The sequence below is a fragment of the Corynebacterium nasorum genome (assembly GCF_032821635.1).
Taxonomy (GTDB): Bacteria; Actinomycetota; Actinomycetes; order Mycobacteriales; family Mycobacteriaceae; genus Corynebacterium; species Corynebacterium kefirresidentii.
The window spans coordinates 69325-85184 of record NZ_JAVBIE010000012.1 but is presented as its reverse complement, the minus strand read 5'-3'; the positions used below and the strand labels follow the sequence as shown (position 1 = coordinate 85184).

Genomic DNA, 15860 nt, shown 5'->3' with positions numbered 1-15860 from the left:
CAGGCACATCACGCGCGACCAGGCTAACTGCCTCGCCTGCCACCACGCGCTCAACAGCAGCATCCTTAACATCCTTCGGAGTCCAACGCGTCACAACTACCTCCCGGTCGAAGTGGCGCATTCACCCCTTGACAGCACGATGACCGCCCAAAGGAGCGCGTAGCCATAGCGCTGGCCGGCGATCATGGTGGCCACTAGGTCGGCAGCACCGACACCTGTCGCTGCGGCCACTAATCCTGGACCGACTAAAGCCCATTTCACTCTGGCCTGGTCTGTCGTTGCGGCGTCGTGCCTGCTGCCTGCAGGTCGGGCAGAATTTGATTCGCGGGAATGACTCATGGCGCCCTCTCGATTAGTTGTGTTGCTAATCACTATAGGGAGGGTGGTGCTTTTCTATCAGGAAAACGCAGATTTCAGTTTTCGATCGGCCGTCTATGCCACCGTTCTTCCGGCAGCGTAGAGCGCCTTGGGCATTGCTCGCTGGAGCTTCCATTCGAATTGGATCGGCTTTTCTCCATGGTGTGACATATAATCCACAGCGCCTAAATAGGTATAGGCGCTCGCTGTACCAACTTCGTTTTTCTTATTAAAGCGCGAGGCTATGAGAATCTTGCCATCACGATTCTGATGGCCGATGTAGCGTTTTGCCGCCTTCGACTTCAGCGTCGTTGTTGATTGAGATTCCCAGTGCAATAGATCGGGTGAAATTGGATAGTCTCGGTAATTCGTAGAGGCACTTAGTTGTTCGTCTTTTTGAAACGTCACCAAGAACAGGTCCGTATTGATATCCGGGAAGTATTTCACGCCCTCGCGGGGAAGGTTTACAAGTTGTGCAAGGCTCCCAGTCTCCAAAGCACCAATTAGTTCGGCCAATGAATAATCCGCGTGCGTTTCCAACACAGAAGTCTCGCTATGCTGCGGAATGATTCGAGAAGAGTCACTGCACAGTTGCATAACCTGTTGCAATTCCCAAGCGACCTGCGGGTGCTGGCGCAAAATTGACAGAGCCTTGTCATAGGAACCGGGATGCGGAGAATTTGAGTTCGCCCAGAACCCGAGGACGAGCATTCGGGTGAAGGCTTGATCGGATTGAGCCATGTCGGCGTAGTGGAGATCTGGGGTGGAAAGGATGCGCAGATAGGCGTCGACTCGGTGCGGATCGTTGACGTGCAGGAAAACCCGAATCCGATTGAGCAGAAATGTTTCAGTCTCATTGGTGTTCTGCTGAATAAGGCCTTCTTCACGAAGAAGCCGCGTCCACGAATACTTTGAGGGGCGGTAGATATCTTCTAGCTGGAGATTTGATTCCTCAAGGAACTCTTTAAGATCTGTAGTTCGAATTTCAGAAAGTAATGCACGTACTTTGCGTAGTGAATTTCGTGAGATCTTCTTGACATTGCGAAGAACCTGCTCGGTTGTCGTTTGGTCTAGCTGAATATGTGACCCCGGCGGAGTTGTGGGAAATCCCTGTTCAATCTCTTCGGTCAAGCGCTTGCCCCGTTTCCGAGTTAGGGCACGGAACTTGCGCTCGAAATCAAAATCCGCATGCTGTTGGCCAATGAAATCGAAAATGACGCAGGAGTCTTTACCTGGAGATAGACGGAGACCGCGACCTAGTTGTTGCAGAAAGACCACGGGGCTTTGCGTCGGGCGGAGCAAAAGTAAGGTGTTAACAGCAGGAATGTCTACGCCCTCGTTAAATATATCTACAGAAAACAGAACTTTGACCTCACCCGTCTCCAGATCTCTAATGGCCTGGGCCCGCTCGGCGGCAGAGAGTTCGTTCGTTACAGCGCGCGCTGGGATTCCAAATTGTTGGAATTGCGTTGCCATATATTTTGCGTGAGCGATAGTGACGCAAAATCCGATCGCTTTCATCTCCGAGAGATCGAAAATGCGCCGGTTCAGCTCGTTAATAATGAAGCGGGTGCGCTTTTCTCCTGCTTTGATGTAGAACTCGGAGAGCTCTCTGGAGTTATAGTTTTTCTTGCCTCGGATCCAGGTCAACGAAGAAAGGTCCGTCCCATCAGCGATCCCGTAGTAATGCATGGGAACTAACAGCTGCAAACGCAAAGCATCCCACAAACGCAGTTCATGGGCTACGCGATAGTCAAAGTACTTCTGAATGTTTTCGCCATCACCACGTTCCGGCGTAGCTGTTAAGCCTAAGAGCTCTCGTGGTTGGAAGTGGTCTAAAAGCGTGTTATAGGTCGGAGCTTGTGCGTGATGAAACTCGTCGATTATTACGACATCAAAGCGTTTGGGATCTAGCTGTTCTAGACGGGAAGCACGTAGGGATTGCACGCTGGCAAAGACAAAATCCCAACGGTGCGGCTCGGCGCCGTCGACAAGCAGCTCGCCAAAGTCTGCGTCTTTGAGAACTTCTCGGAATGTCCGTCGGGCTTGGTGAAGAATTTCCTTCCGGTGAGCCACGAAGAGCAATCGGGGACGTCGCTTCCATTGTTCGCAAAGATTTCGATAATCTAGTGCAGCAACTACGGTCTTTCCAGTTCCTGTCGCAGCTACCAGAAGGTTTCGATGTCGATCCTTTATCTCCCGCTCTGACCGCAAAGCCTCGAGCATCTCTTCTTGGTATGGGTAAGGCGTTACCTCTAGGCCAGAAAGCTCCAATTGGCGAAGTGCTCCGGACGATTCACCGCCTTTGGCTATGCGTAGAGACCGCTCGAGACGCTCCATGTCACTATTTGGGACGAAGGTTTTAAAGTGGCTGTCGTGCCAGTAACTATCGAAAGTCTTGATGAACTTATCAATCACTTCCGGTGTTGCGGTGTTAGAGCCGCGGACATTCCATTCCCAACCATCGACAAGAGCGGACCTTGACAGGTTAGAACTACCAATAAATGCAGTGTCGAAACCGGATTTTCGTCGGAACAGCCAAGCTTTGGCATGAAGGCGAGTGGATTTGTGTTCATAGCAAATTTTCACGTCTGCCTGATACTTCTCGACCAATCGCTTGAGCGCTGCTGCGTCAGACGCACCGCAGTACGTAGAAGTAAGAAGACGGAATGGGATTTTGTTATCGCGAAGATACTCCAGCTGTCTATCGAGGACGCTAATGCCGGAATTCTTGATGAAAGCGCACAGCAGGTCTACCGAATCGGCCGTTTTAATTTCTCTTTCGATCTCGCTGGTTAAACTAGATTCTCCCCGGGCATTGGTAAATAGTGCGCTCTTGGTGAGTGAAACGTCAGGAAGGAGGGGAGGATCCGCTAATCCGGAGTTGTACACAGCATAGAGGAGCTCCTCGGAATCGATTCCTTCATCATCGCCCAGCAGAAGCGCAATGGTGTTGATGAGGGCAACGCGGTCCTCGGGCGACTTCAAACTACGGAGACGGTGCTCTAAGAGTGAGCCGATGTGTTGAGAAACCGCCGAAGTATAGCGGCCCTGAGCTTCCTGATCGGAGCTTCGCCCGATACCGAATCCTGCAGCAGGATGTTGGTTTAACGTTTCCTCCATTCGTTCGCGAATACGGGACGTAATGGGGGTTTCGTATACACCGAAAGGTAGGGAAGAGTCGGGACTGATGCTCATAATGACCAAATTCTAAAGGCTGGGCATCCTAAATTGGCATAAGAGAGCATTAGTGACTAAGTGTTCTCCCGCTGGTGTTGCGTTTAGCGGAGGATATCCGCCGAATTCTGGCGAAAGGATACTATGAAAGAAAGGAACTTTCGTTCCTTAGATGTGATTAGAAGCTAATGCTTCTACCGCTGGAATATCAGCGGGAGCCCAGTTCAAACTGGCGGCCTCTGCGGGGGTAACCCACTTCGTTTCGTCGTGGTCGGTCAGGCGGAGGTCGCCGTCGACAAGCGTGCAATAGAAAGTCGTTAGCTCAATGGTCGCGAATTCGTACTCGTAAGTTGTTGTCGCGAGCTTCGCTCCCACCTCGGCTTTGAGGTTAAGCTCTTCGTGTATCTCCCGAGCTAGAGCTTGCTGAGGCGTTTCACCAGGCTCAATCTTTCCACCTGGAAATTCCCAGTGGCCTTCTAATGGCTTGCCCGGTTTCTTTCGGCAGGCGAGGAAGCGCTGGCCGTCATGGAAAACGGCGCCGACGACGCGAATGGGTTTAGACATGACTCTATTGTGCCTTGGATCTCGAAAACGTCTAGACAGTGAGCTGTTACTTAGATAACATGTCCCCAATGTTCGCGTAAGGCTGTCACGCGGGCTTGATTTTTGTAGGCAAGCTTGAGGGGACGGTTTTACTGTGACTTCTACCGAATCGGTTTACTCCTCCATCCAGAGCCATGACGGGGAAATCCCGCAGCCTGGGGGACGGTGGAAACTCTTTTTATATAGCGCGATTGGCGCGTTCGTATTCTTCCTGCCGGTGACGTATCAGGATAAGCGCTCCATTCCTTTGGACCACATGGTCACGATGGTGCGTGAGGGGATTCCTGCGGCGGTGCCGTGGATTATCTTTGCCTTGGCCGTGTACGGAACGGTGCGCAGTTTTACTACCGGCGCGTTTAAAGAAAGCGTGCTGCAGGCAGTCTTTGCGGTGCTCAATATTGTGGGTGCGGTGGTTTCGTTCCTGATGGTCATCGACGCACTGCCGTGGGTGCTCGGTGACGAGGACCTGGTGCCATTCTTGTGGAACTCCATTGCCACTCCGGTTGGGCTTATCGTGCCGATTGGCGGTGCTTTCCTCGCGTTTCTCATTGGCTTTGGTTTGCTGGAATTTGTTGGCGTGCTTATGCAGCCCATCATGCGGCCACTGTGGAAGACTCCGGGGCGCTCAGCAATTGACGCGGTGGCCTCGTTTGTAGGCTCGTATTCGCTCGGAATTTTGGTCACGGACCGCGTCTACCAAAAGGGCAGCTATACCGGCCGCGAGGCAGCGATTATTGCCACAGGCTTTTCGACGGTCTCTGCGGCCTTCATGGTCATCGTGGCCAAGCAGCTTGACCTGATGAAGGTCTGGGGCACCTACTTCATTGTCACGCTCATCGTGACCTTTGTGGTTACCGCCATTACCGTGCGGATTCCGCCGCTGCGGACGATTCCGGACGAGTATTTTGCGGATGCGCACCCAGATCCGGAAAAGCCGGTAGAAGGCTCGCGCATCAAAAACGCGTGGCGCGAGGCGATGCTGGCGCTACAACGCGCACCATCGTTGTGGGAGTCCATCTGGGAGAACTTGCGCGATGGCGTCCGCATGGCGGCGGCCATTGTGCCTTCCATTATGTCGGTGGGTCTCATTGGCCTGTTGCTGGCGCGCTTTACACCCATCTTTGAGTGGATTGGTTACCTGTTCTACCCATTCGCGTGGGTAGTGCAGCTGCCGGAGCCGGTACAAGCCGGCAAAGGTGCGGCCATGGGAATTGCAGAAATGTTCCTGCCCGCCACCGCAGTGGCAGGCAGCGACAGCATGGTGCTCAAGTTCGTCATCGGCGTGGTGGCAGTCTCTGCCATTATCTTCTTCTCCGCGCTGGTGCCCTGCATCCTGGCTACCAAGATTCCGGTGAAGCTGACCCACCTGGTCATCATTTGGTTTGAGCGCGTGGCGCTGACCATTCTTATCGCCACGCCGATTGCTCACCTGCTGTTTTGATTTAAGAGCTAGGCCTTGATGTGGGCCGTGACGATGTCATCGATAAGCCGCGCCGCCGCTTTGGCGGTGCGGTTATCTTTGTCGAAGGTGGGGTTAAGCTCGACGACGTCCACCAAGGCCAGCTTGCCCGTCCGTGCAATAGCTATGGCCATGGCGCGGATGCGTTCATAGCTCACGCCCAGAGACGCCGGGGCGGATACGCCCGGCGCGGTGGATGCCGGCAGGACATCGAGGTCGATGGACAAGTGGACCTTGTCCTTGTCCTCGGTAGCCTTGGCGGCTAGCTCAGCGCACTCGGCTGGGGTGAGATTGACTAGTTCCTCGTCCAGGGTGATGGCGACGTTCAGGCTCTCTGCCTCGTCGAAAAGCACAGCGGTGTTATTGGGGCGGGAGATTCCCAACACGGTGTAATCGAAGTCATCGGTGAGCTCCGAAATCTGCTTGAACGGGGTTCCGGAGGTGGCCTGGTCCGCGCGGCGCAGATCGAAGTGAGCATCCAGGTTGATGATCTTGGTGGCGCCTACCGCGCGGTAGAGGCCACGGTGGGAGCCAAAGGCAGTCTCGTGCCCGCCGCCCAGGATGATGGGGAGGGTGCCGGCCCCGACGAGTTCCTCCACTTTATCGGAAAGAGCATCGTGGGCGCCGTCGAGGTCGTCGGACTGGGTGGTGATCGTGCCGGCGTCGGCAAGCGCATGCTCATGGTGGACTGCCAAGGAACCTAGGGCAGCTCGCAGCGCGGCCGGGCCTGCGGCTGCACCTTGGCGGCCGCCATTGCGCAGCACGCCCTCATCGGAGGCAAAACCCAGAAGGGTTACGGGGGCGGGGGAGTCGGTGGATTGATTGATAACGCTATGCCAGCGCGCGTGCTCTGGTCCCGGGCCATCGGTGCGGCCGGACCATTCGGGGGCGGGGGTGAAAAGTTCAGCTTTTTCAGTGTTCATGGTTTTCGATGTTAGGCGGAAACGACGAGTTCTTCTGGCTCTTCGGTAGGTTCATCCTCATGTGTTACCTCGTGCCGGTTGGTGAGGAAATAAACCGCCGTCATAATGGCGATGAAGGCCACCCCCACCACGAGGGAAATGCGGTACTCCTGTTGCCAGACCATGATGCCGAAGGTCATGAGGATGAACGCGATGGACAGGTACTGCCCATAGGGCCAGAAGGGAACTTTGTATTTGAGGTTCGCTACGTCTTGTGTGCTCATTCCGCGCCGGGAGTACAGGTGAGCCAGCAGAATCATAAGCCAGACAAACACGGTGGCGAAGGTAGCTAGCGAGGCGATGACCTCGAAGACATTCTCCGGCAGGAGAGCATTGAGTATGGTGCCAATGATCATGGTGGCGATGAGGATGATGGTGGTCATTACGGGTACGCCACGCACTACCTTGGACATGAACTTAGGGGCGTGCTTTTGGTGGGCAAGGCCAGTGATGACGCGTCCTGCACCGAAGAAGTCGGCGTTGATGGCCGATAAAGCGGCGGTAATGACCACGAAGTTGAGCAAACCTGCAGCCCAGGAAACGCCGAGGGTATTAAAGATTTGGACGAAGGGGGACTGCTCGCCGGTAATCTCGCGCCATGGGGTGATCATGAGAATGACGGCGATGGCAAGGACATAGAAAAGCAGGATGCGCATGGGCACCGTATTGATTGCTTTGGGTACGGATTTTTCTGGGTGCTGGGCGGCGCTGCCGGCAACACCGATGATTTCGGTGCCGCCAAAGGCAAAGAGAACGAGGATGAAAGAAGCGATCATGCCCGTGGGGCCGTTGGGGAAGAAGCCACCGTCGTTGACGAGGTTGACGGGGCCGGTGGTGTGGGCATCAGAAAGCCCAAAGGCTAATACCGCAAGGCCGCCGGCAATCATGGCGAGTACGGCGCCGACCTTGATGATGGTAAAGGCAAATTCCAGTTCACCGAAGGCCTTGACGGTGGCGAGGTTTGCGCCGCCCACGATGAGCAAGGTGGCTGCAACCCAAACCCACTGCGAGACGTCTGGGAACCAAAAGCGCATATAAACGCCGATGGCGGTGAGGTCCGCAAGCGCTACGATGACCATCTCAAAGGCGAACATCCAGCCGGTGATGTAGCCCGCCCATCCGCCCATGAACATGCGGGCGTAGCCGGCGAAGGAGCCGGTGATGGGGTGGCGCACGGCCATTTCGCCTAGGGCGCGGAGCATGAAATACACCACCGCGCCGGCGAGGAGATAGACGACGAGGACAGAGGGGCCAGCGGCTTGGATGGCACCGGCTGAACCATAAAACAGTCCGGTGCCGATCGCGGATCCGAGGGCGATGAAGTGCAGGTGCCTGTGTTTAAGGCCGTGTTGGGACATGGCATCTCCTAGCGTATAAAAAGTTTTATGTAGTCTAAGTCTCTATTTGTCCAATGTGTGTCGTGGAACATATTTATTTGTCTGGAATTTCAGACTTGGTGCCGTGTGCTGCACTGATAAGCGCCACAGTGGTGCTTAAAATTGCCCTCCGTGAGTACCAACAGAGTCCCGGCGGCGCGTCATGCGATGGAGATCCTCAAGCTTTTGTCCACCATCGACGTCCCTATATCCGCCGCCCGCATCCAAGGTGAGCTCAACCTGCCGCGCTCGTCTACATACCACCTGCTGGCGGAGATGGTTGATGCTGGTTTTGTAGCCCATTTGCCGGAGCACAAGACGTATGGACTGGGCCTGGCAGCGTATTCCATGGCTTCGGCCTATGTAACGCAGCAGCCCTTGGTGCGCATGGCCACTCGGGATTTGGAACAGTGTGCGGCGCTGGTGGGTGGATCGGGGCACCTGTCACGTATGGCAGGCTCGGAAATCTTGTATTTGCAAGAGGTGCGTGCGGTGGGTGCTACCTCCTTGGTCACTGAGGTGGGTGTGCGCCTGCAGGCACATAAAACGGCGTCCGGGCGCGTGATGCTGGCGCATCTGCCTGATGCGGAGGTGCGCGCCGCCTTTGATACTGCGGGAGGTAGCGGCTTTGCTGCATTGAAAAAGCGCTTGAGTTTGGTGGCTGCACGCGGGTGGGATCAAGAGATCGAAGAGATTACTCGCGGTCAGGCCTCTGTAGCGGCGCCCATCCTGGATCACTTGGACCGCCCTGCAGCGGCGGTGGCGGTGACGTATCCGGTTGGGACGCCGGATGTGAAGGTGGACGCCGCTATTCGGGCCTTGCTAGAGGTATCGGACAAGGTCGCGGCCAAAATGTACCGCAATCGCAAAAAGTGAGGTAGCATACATTCATCGCGTTAGGCTGTCGCGCGACACATCACAATTGTTGATCCCTTATTTAGAGGAGTATTTGCCATGCCTAACGCCTACCCAACCACCGTGACCGTAAACGTCGGCGCGCTGAGCATCGAGGATGTTGTTGCCGTTGCCCGCTATGGCGCGCAGGTGGAGATTGCGCCTGCAGCCCTAGAAGAGGTAGCCGCTACCCGCGAGCGCGTGGAAGAACTAGCACAAGATCCCACCCCGGTCTATGGCATTTCCACCGGCTTTGGCGCGCTCGCTCGCCGCCATATCCCAGAGGAGATGCGCGCCCAGCTGCAGCTTTCCCTGGTGCGTTCGCACGCTGCGGGTACCGGCCCGGAAGTGGAAGAAGAAGTCATCCGCGCACTGATGCTGCTGCGCCTGTCCACCTTGTGCACTGGCCGCACCGGCGTGCGCCCCGTAGTGGTGGAAACGTATGCCAAGGCCCTTAATGCCGGCATTGTGCCGGTGGTGCGCGAGTATGGCTCGCTGGGCTGTTCCGGCGATTTGGCGCCGCTTGCTCACTGTGCGCTGGCCTTGTTGGGAGAGGGCGAGGTGCGCGTGAACGGCGAGCTGCAGGATGCGGGCGAAGCCTTGGCCGCAGCTGGCATCGAGCCGCTGCAGCTGCGCGAGAAGGAAGGCCTAGCGCTTATCAACGGCACCGATGGCATGCTGGGACAGCTCTGCTTGGCCATCACTGACCTGCGCGCGGCCGCAAAGACCGCCGATATTGCCACCGCCATGACCGTGGAAGGCCTGCTGGGTACCCTCGTGGTCTTCGCGGATGACCTGCAGCAGCTGCGGCCGCATCCGGGCCAGGCCGATGCTGCGGCTAATATCCTCCAGGTGGCCGAAGGCTCTGAGATCTTGGAGGCCGCGCTCGAGGAGTTTAAGAAGAACCAAGTGCAGGATGCCTACTCCGTGCGCTGCGCCCCTCAGGTAGCTGGCGGATTCCGCGATACGTTGACCCACACCGCCCAGGTGGCCGAGCGCGAGCTGGCTGCCGCGGTGGACAACCCGGTGGTGACCAAGGATGGCCGCGTGGTCTCTAACGGCAACTTCCACGGCGCGCCGGTGGCCTATGCGCTTGACTTCCTGGCAATTGTCACCGCGGACTTGGCCTCCATTTCTGAGCGTCGCACCGACCGCTTCCTGGACCCGGCGCGCAACCGCGGGCTGAACGCCTTTCTTGCCGACGACCCCGGTGTTGACTCCGGCCACATGATCGCCCAGTACGCCCAAGCCGGCATCGTGAGCGAAATGAAGCGCCTAGCCAACCCCTCTTCGGCCGATTCCATTCCTTCTTCGGCCATGCAGGAAGACCATGTATCCATGGGCTGGTCCGCCGCCCGCAAGCTACGCAAGGCCGTCGATGGCCTGCAGCGCGTGCTTGCCGTAGAAATCCTCACCGCCGCCCGCGCTATCGACATGCGCGAGGGCACCCCAGCCAAGGGAACCGGCGCGGTCATCGCCAAGCTGCGCGAGACCGTCAAGGGGCCAGGTGTGGACCGCTACCTGTCGCCGGAAATCGAGGAGACCGTGCGCCTGGTTAAGGAGGGTGCGCTTGTCGAAGCCGTTGAGAACGCTACCGGAAAGCTGCGTGATTAATATGGCGACCATTTCTTGGCACCCACAATCTGAGCCCAACCCCTTGCCGTTTTCCCCTTTTAAAGCGAGCACAGTGCCGCGCCCCATTGGCTGGCTTTCCAGCGTGGACGGTGAGGGCCGCGAAAACATCGCGCCTTATAGCCAGTGGCAAAACCTCACTTTCGATCCACCAATGGTGATGTTTTCGGCCAACCAATACCCGGATGGTCGCCGCAAGGACACGGTGCTTAACGCGGAGGAAACCGGCTGGTTTGTGTGGAATATGGCCACCTATGACCTGCGTGAGGAAGTCAATAAATCCGCCCAGGTGCTTGACTATGGCGACAGCGAGTGGGACCGCCTTTCCGTTACTAAGGAGTATGCGGACAATCACCGCATTCCCATGGTGAAAGAATCGCCGGTGAAGTTCGAGTGCCAGTACAAAACCACGCTGCGCGTGCCCGGTAATTCCAAGGTGGGCAGCATCGACCTCGTGGTAGCGGATGTAAAGACCATCCATATCGATGAATCCGTCATCGATGAGGAAGGCAAGCTCGACATCCTCAAGATCAAGCCCATCGCACGCATGGGCTACTTTGACTACACCGTGGTCACAGAAAAGTTCGAGATGCGCGTGCCTGGTTCCGACGACGCCGCGCGCGCCGGGTTAGAGGGCAGCGCGTAGTGCATCGGCCATGGCCTGTTGGCCCGCGTGGGTGGGGTGCATTGGAAAGGAATTAGTCTCCTGGCCCGTGAAATCCACCCACGGTGAGGAGGAGCAGGCGGTGTGGTCTAAGGCGGCGTCGGCAAGCACGTATATAGCCCCATTGCGCTCGGCGGCCTCGCGCACCGCCTGGTTGATGCGCTCGATGGAGCGTGCCAACCATTCCCGGTCACTGGCCGGGATTTTTTCTATGTAGGGGCAGTTCTCGCCACGCTTAATCAATGGCAGGTAGCCGGTGGCTAGGACCTTCGCGGCGGGGGAGCGGCGGTGGATTTCCTTATAGACCTTGTCTAGGCGGCGGGGCAGATCGCGGATTTCCAGGTCTATCTGCGGGCCGGATTCCGCCTGGCAGATATCATCCGTGGCGCATTGGGTAAGGCGTACGAAGCTGGCGTCATTCCCGCCGATGGACAGGCTTACCAGGTCGGTGTCTTCCCGCAGAGCGTTGACCTGGGCGGGGTGCTCACCGGCCGAGGAAAGCACATCGAGGGTGCTAGCGCCCTGGCAGGCTACATTGGTGAGCTCCGCGTCCATTTCCTTGGCTGCAAGCTCGGGGTAGGAATCCTGAGCGCGCACGCAGGTATTGGGCGGATCGAGCGGCAGCGTAGTTGAGCCCATGGCCGCATAGGAATCCCCCAGGGCGACATAGTGGGGTGGCTGCGGCTCCTCGGCGGGGGTGGAACAAGCGGCGACGAGGGCCGCGGAAAGGAAGGGGATGAACCGGCGCATGCAGGCCATCGTAGATCATCCCGCCTGTGTCTCATATACGAGACAGTTAGGGTTCATGTGGCATGGTACACAGAGCTGGGTCACAGTACTTTATGACATGTGACGCCGAACAAGTCCTCGGGGACAGCCCCGGGACACCGGCCTAGGGGACTTGGGAGGGCGTCGAAAAGCACGAAGAAAGGAAGCCATGTCTCAACCACGCGAAGTACGCGCCCCGCGCGGAACCGAACTGTCCGCCAAGTCCTGGCAGACCGAAGCGCCCTTGCGCATGCTCATGAATAACCTCGACCCCGAGGTTGCCGAGCGCCCCGAGGACCTCGTGGTCTACGGCGGCACCGGTCGTGCAGCGCGCAGCTGGGAAGCCTTTGACGCCATCGTAGAATCCCTCAAGGACCTCGAATCCGATGAAACCCTGCTGGTGCAGTCCGGCAAGCCGGTGGGCATCTGGAAGACCAATGAGTGGGCACCGCGCGTGCTTATTGCTAACTCCAACCTGGTGGGAGACTGGGCTAACTGGGAGCACTTCCGCAAGCTCGAGGATGAAGGCCTGATGATGTACGGCCAGATGACGGCCGGCTCCTGGATCTACATCGCTACCCAGGGCATCCTGCAGGGTACCTTCGAGACCTTCGCAGCCGTGGCCAAGAAGCGCTTCAACGGCACCCTGGCCGGCACCTTCACCCTGACCGGCGGCTGCGGCGGCATGGGCGGCGCACAGCCGCTGTCCGTCACCCTTAACGGTGGCGCCTGCCTCATTGTCGACGTTGATGAAACCCGCCTGAAGCGCCGCCAGCATAAGCGCTACCTCGATGAGGTTGTCACCGACCTAGATGAAGCACTCAAGCTGGTTCTTGACGCTAAGGAAAACAAGAAGCCGCTCTCCGTAGGCCTGGTAGGCAACGCTGCCGAGGTATTCCCAGAGGTCCTGCGCCGCCAGCGCGCCGGGGAATTTACCGTGGACATCGTCACCGATCAGACCTCGGCCCACGATCCATTGTCTTACCTGCCCTCTGAAATCACCATGGAGGACTGGCATAACGAGGCCAAGGCAGACCCGACCACCTTTACCAAGAAGGCTCGTGAGTCCATGGCGGCCCAGGTCCAGGCCATGGTCGAATTCCAAGATGAGGGTGCCGAGGTCTTTGACTATGGCAACTCCATTCGCGATGAGGCTCGCAAGGCCGGCTACCAGCGCGCTTTCGAATTCCCCGGCTTCGTCCCGGCTTATATCCGCCCACTCTTCTGCGAGGGCCTAGGCCCGTTCCGCTGGGCCGCCCTGTCCGGTGACCCAGATGACATCAAGGTCACCGACCAAGCGCTCAAGGAGCTCTTCCCGGATAACGAGCACCTGCACAACTGGCTCGACGCCGCCGAGGAGTACGTCGAATTCGAGGGCCTGCCGGCACGCATTTGCTGGCTCGGCTATAACGAGCGCCACAAGGCTGGCCTGCTCTTCAATGACCTCGTGCGCGAGGGCAAGATCAAGGCTCCTATTGTCATCGGCCGCGACCACCTGGACTCTGGCTCCGTGGCCTCCCCATACCGCGAGACCGAGGCCATGCTCGATGGCACCGATGCCGTGGCTGACTGGCCGCTGCTCAACGCCATGACTGCAGTTTCTTCCGGTGCTACCTGGGTTTCCCTTCACCACGGCGGCGGCGTAGGCATGGGCCGTTCCATCCACGCCGGCCAGGTTACCGTTGCGGACGGCACCGAGCTTGCTGCGGCTAAGCTGCGCGCCGTGCTGACCAATGACCCGGGCATGGGCGTTATCCGCCACGTTGATTCCGGCTACACTCGCGCAAAGGAGGTCGCCGATGAGCGCGGCGTCCGCATTCCAATGGAATTCAAGGCAAGGGACTAGATGAGCACACTTTTTACCGGCATTTCAGAACTCCGTACGGTCAGCGAGCGCGGCACGCTTAACGACGCCGCCCTGGTAGCCGAATCCGGCACCATCTCCTGGATTGGCCCGGCATCCGAAGCGCCGGCCGCCGATGAGAAGGTGGACCTGGGTGGCCGCGCCGTCCTGCCGGGATGGGTCGATTCGCACACCCACATGGTCTTCGACGGTGACCGCTCCGCTGAGTTTGAGGCCCGCATCTCCGGCGGCTCCTATGAGGCTGGCGGCATCGCCGTAACCATGGACGCCACTCGCCAGGCCGGTACCGACCGCCTGGATAAGCTGGTGGCAGATCGCGTGGCCGCTGGCCGTCGCGGCGGCACCACCACCTTCGAGACCAAGACGGGCTACGGCCTCAACACCGAGTCCGAGGTAGAGGCCGCTAAGGTCGCGTCCCGCCACGTAGATGACGTGACGTTCCTTGGTGCCCACTTAGTGCCGCCAGGAGCAGATGCGGAAGACTACCTCGACGAAGTCGTTGGCCCGATGCTTGAGGGAGTAGCTCCCTATGTGCAGTGGATCGATGTCTTCTGCGAGCGCGGAGCCTTCAACGAGGAACAATCCCGGCGCGTACTGGAAGCCGGTAAGAAGCTAGGCCTTGGCCTGCGTGTGCATGGCAACCAGCTGGGCGAAGGCCCAGGCGTGGCCCTAGCCGTGGAGTTGGGTGCGGCCTCGGTAGACCACGTCAATCACTTGAGCGACGAGGACGTCGAGCTGCTGGCTAACTCCGATACCGTGGCCACGATGCTGCCGGCTTGCGATCTGTCCACCCGCGAGCCGCTAGCCCCAGGACGCAAGCTTCTCGACGCCGGCGCAACCCTCGCCATCGCCTCCAACCTCAACCCCGGCACGTCCTATACCTCCTCGATGAACTACTGCGTGACCACCGCGGTCCTCCAGCAGTACCTGTCCGTTGATGAGGCCATCCACGCGGCGACCACCGGTGGGGCTACCGCCCTGCGTCGCCACAACGTGGGCAATGGTCTCGACCCGCAGGGCCGACCCGCTAAGGGCACCATCGTGGAAGGTGCCGCCGCCGACCTGCACGTACTCGACGCCCCCAGCGCCGTGCATTTGGCCTACCGCCCAGGCATGCCGCTGAGCTATCGCACCTTTATCGCCGGAGCCTAGCGCTCTGCTAGAAAGGTCGCCGCTATCTGATATAGCCGGCGGCCTTTTTCTTTTGTCATATGTAGCCACGCATCCTTCTTGCCGATAAAGACTGCGCGCGATCCATCCGGATCTTCCACCATAAAGAGGGTTTCTTCGTCTTGTGCACCGTGGACAGTCCACGACTCTGGGTCGTAGAGGCGACGAAAGCGCCCTAGCTCTATCTCTACGTCCCTGCGGGTGATAGCCGGTGGCCGGTAGGGGAGGTTGTCGGGCCCATAGTCCTTTCGCGGTCCTTTTCTTTCTCCGCGTTCAAAATCGCTATAGACCTCGCTCACTTGGGCACGCACCAGCCCATTTTTGTCCTCCGTGGATTCTATGCGCAGGCATAAAGGGTGCCGAGGCCGTGAAGTAAAGCAGGAGTATAGGTGGCCTATCTTAGGCTTATCGACGGCACTAAAGGTCACAAACTTGCCACGGGGTGCGAAATCAAACTCCACCGGAAAGTAGGTTGTGTTCTCGTTGTCCACCACGCTGCCGAGGCTAAGAAGCTTTGGGCGTGCGGCGTATTCCGTGCGGTGAAAGCGCACTGGATCTAGCTCCACCACATAAAATTCAAAATTATCCTCCACCCCGGTTATGCGAAAGACGGGGTTTAGATGAAAACGCCGGTCTGTAATGTGTACATACCCTCCGCTCTGTGGCCGAGGGCTGCGCCTAGTGGGATAGATCAGGCCCGTAGACAGCGAGGACAGATAAAGGTCTACCGGCGGGTCCAGTTCCGTGCTGAACCCTGGATAAGAACTTAGCTTGGCACGGATACGTGCTTGGTCGTCAAGGAATCGTGGGCGTGGATGACTCATAGGCTGCACAGTAGAAGACCGCCCCGATACCACACTTCGGTGTTTTCGAACTGCTTCGAACAGGGCAGGAAATCTGGGCTAGGAAAATCTAGGAGCTGCGCAATGGAGTT

General features: G+C 58.1%; 12 protein-coding genes. 6 read left to right on the top strand and 6 right to left on the bottom strand.

All coding sequences use genetic code 11. The features are described 5' to 3' along the window. Nucleotides 1–432 precede the first annotated feature (432 nt). Nucleotides 433–3555, bottom strand: a complete 3123-nt coding sequence (locus RAE07_RS10015; protein ID WP_317001777.1) for a DUF3427 domain-containing protein — start codon at nucleotides 3553–3555, stop codon at nucleotides 433–435. 147 nt (nucleotides 3556–3702) lie between these two features. After that, nucleotides 3703–4098 (bottom strand): (deoxy)nucleoside triphosphate pyrophosphohydrolase, encoded by a 396-nt coding sequence (locus tag RAE07_RS10010; RefSeq protein WP_248098971.1) that lies wholly within the window; start codon nucleotides 4096–4098, stop codon nucleotides 3703–3705. Between the two features lie 133 nt (nucleotides 4099–4231). Between RAE07_RS10010 and RAE07_RS10005 the strand changes: the two genes are divergently transcribed. Next, complete coding sequence (locus tag RAE07_RS10005; RefSeq protein ID WP_239208270.1) at nucleotides 4232–5578, top strand: YjiH family protein; 1347 nt, start codon at nucleotides 4232–4234, stop codon at nucleotides 5576–5578. 8 nt (nucleotides 5579–5586) lie between these two features. Here the strand turns inward: RAE07_RS10005 and hutG are convergent, their stop codons facing one another. Then, nucleotides 5587–6519: a formimidoylglutamase gene (hutG, locus tag RAE07_RS10000; protein WP_316327369.1), complete on the bottom strand. Its 933-nt coding sequence runs from the start codon at nucleotides 6517–6519 to the stop codon at nucleotides 5587–5589. 11 nt (nucleotides 6520–6530) lie between these two features. After that, complete coding sequence (locus tag RAE07_RS09995; protein WP_200287733.1) at nucleotides 6531–7916, bottom strand: amino acid permease; 1386 nt, start codon at nucleotides 7914–7916, stop codon at nucleotides 6531–6533. 186 nt (nucleotides 7917–8102) lie between these two features. Between RAE07_RS09995 and RAE07_RS09990 the strand changes: the two genes are divergently transcribed. The 3 genes from RAE07_RS09990 to RAE07_RS09980 all read left to right on the top strand — a co-directional run bounded on the left by RAE07_RS09990 (nucleotide 8103) and on the right by RAE07_RS09980 (nucleotide 11106). Beyond that, nucleotides 8103–8810 carry an IclR family transcriptional regulator gene (locus RAE07_RS09990; RefSeq protein WP_005323462.1) on the top strand — a complete coding sequence of 236 codons (708 nt, stop codon included), beginning with the start codon at nucleotides 8103–8105 and terminating at the stop codon, nucleotides 8808–8810. A 78-nt stretch (nucleotides 8811–8888) separates the two neighbouring features. Then, entirely contained in the window at nucleotides 8889–10442 is a 1554-nt protein-coding gene (hutH, locus tag RAE07_RS09985) for a histidine ammonia-lyase (RefSeq protein ID WP_023021804.1), read from the top strand. Nucleotides 10443–10515: 73 nt separating this feature from the next. Continuing rightward, a complete protein-coding gene (locus RAE07_RS09980; RefSeq protein ID WP_259824381.1) occupies nucleotides 10516–11106 on the top strand; it encodes a flavin reductase family protein in 591 nt (196 codons plus the stop codon). On the opposite strand, the gene RAE07_RS09975 is transcribed toward RAE07_RS09980, so the two are convergent. Then, a complete protein-coding gene (locus tag RAE07_RS09975) occupies nucleotides 11089–11874 on the bottom strand; it encodes an SGNH/GDSL hydrolase family protein (protein WP_316327367.1) in 786 nt (261 codons plus the stop codon). The genes RAE07_RS09980 and RAE07_RS09975 overlap by 18 nt on opposite strands. 187 nt (nucleotides 11875–12061) lie before the next feature. Here RAE07_RS09975 and hutU point away from each other — a divergent pair, with 187 nt between their 5' ends. Next, nucleotides 12062–13738: a urocanate hydratase gene (gene hutU / locus RAE07_RS09970; RefSeq protein WP_239206546.1), complete on the top strand. Its 1677-nt coding sequence runs from the start codon at nucleotides 12062–12064 to the stop codon at nucleotides 13736–13738. Further along, entirely contained in the window at nucleotides 13739–14908 is a 1170-nt protein-coding gene (gene hutI / locus RAE07_RS09965) for an imidazolonepropionase (RefSeq protein WP_023021800.1), read from the top strand. Here the strand turns inward: hutI and RAE07_RS09960 are convergent. Further along, complete coding sequence (locus RAE07_RS09960) at nucleotides 14905–15750, bottom strand: hypothetical protein (RefSeq protein ID WP_239208276.1); 846 nt, start codon at nucleotides 15748–15750, stop codon at nucleotides 14905–14907. The two genes, hutI and RAE07_RS09960, sit on opposite strands and share 4 nt — an antisense overlap. Nucleotides 15751–15860 lie beyond the last annotated feature (110 nt).

What these genes read in the sequence shown, in the direction of transcription:
- hutH (WP_023021804.1), top strand. Translation starts at nt 8,889, where the DNA reads ATGCCTAACGCCTACCCAACCACCGTGACCGTAAACGTCGGCGCGCTG.
- RAE07_RS10010 (WP_248098971.1), bottom strand. Translation starts at nt 4,098, where the DNA reads ATGTCTAAACCCATTCGCGTCGTCGGCGCCGTTTTCCATGACGGCCAG.
- hutG (WP_316327369.1), bottom strand. Translation starts at nt 6,519, where the DNA reads ATGAACACTGAAAAAGCTGAACTTTTCACCCCCGCCCCCGAATGGTCC.
- hutI (WP_023021800.1), top strand. Translation starts at nt 13,739, where the DNA reads ATGAGCACACTTTTTACCGGCATTTCAGAACTCCGTACGGTCAGCGAG.
- RAE07_RS09960 (WP_239208276.1), bottom strand. Translation starts at nt 15,750, where the DNA reads ATGAGTCATCCACGCCCACGATTCCTTGACGACCAAGCACGTATCCGT.
- RAE07_RS09995 (WP_200287733.1), bottom strand. Translation starts at nt 7,916, where the DNA reads ATGTCCCAACACGGCCTTAAACACAGGCACCTGCACTTCATCGCCCTC.
- RAE07_RS09975 (WP_316327367.1), bottom strand. Translation starts at nt 11,874, where the DNA reads ATGCGCCGGTTCATCCCCTTCCTTTCCGCGGCCCTCGTCGCCGCTTGT.
- RAE07_RS09990 (WP_005323462.1), top strand. Translation starts at nt 8,103, where the DNA reads ATGGAGATCCTCAAGCTTTTGTCCACCATCGACGTCCCTATATCCGCC.
- hutU (WP_239206546.1), top strand. Translation starts at nt 12,062, where the DNA reads ATGTCTCAACCACGCGAAGTACGCGCCCCGCGCGGAACCGAACTGTCC.
- RAE07_RS10015 (WP_317001777.1), bottom strand. Translation starts at nt 3,555, where the DNA reads ATGAGCATCAGTCCCGACTCTTCCCTACCTTTCGGTGTATACGAAACC.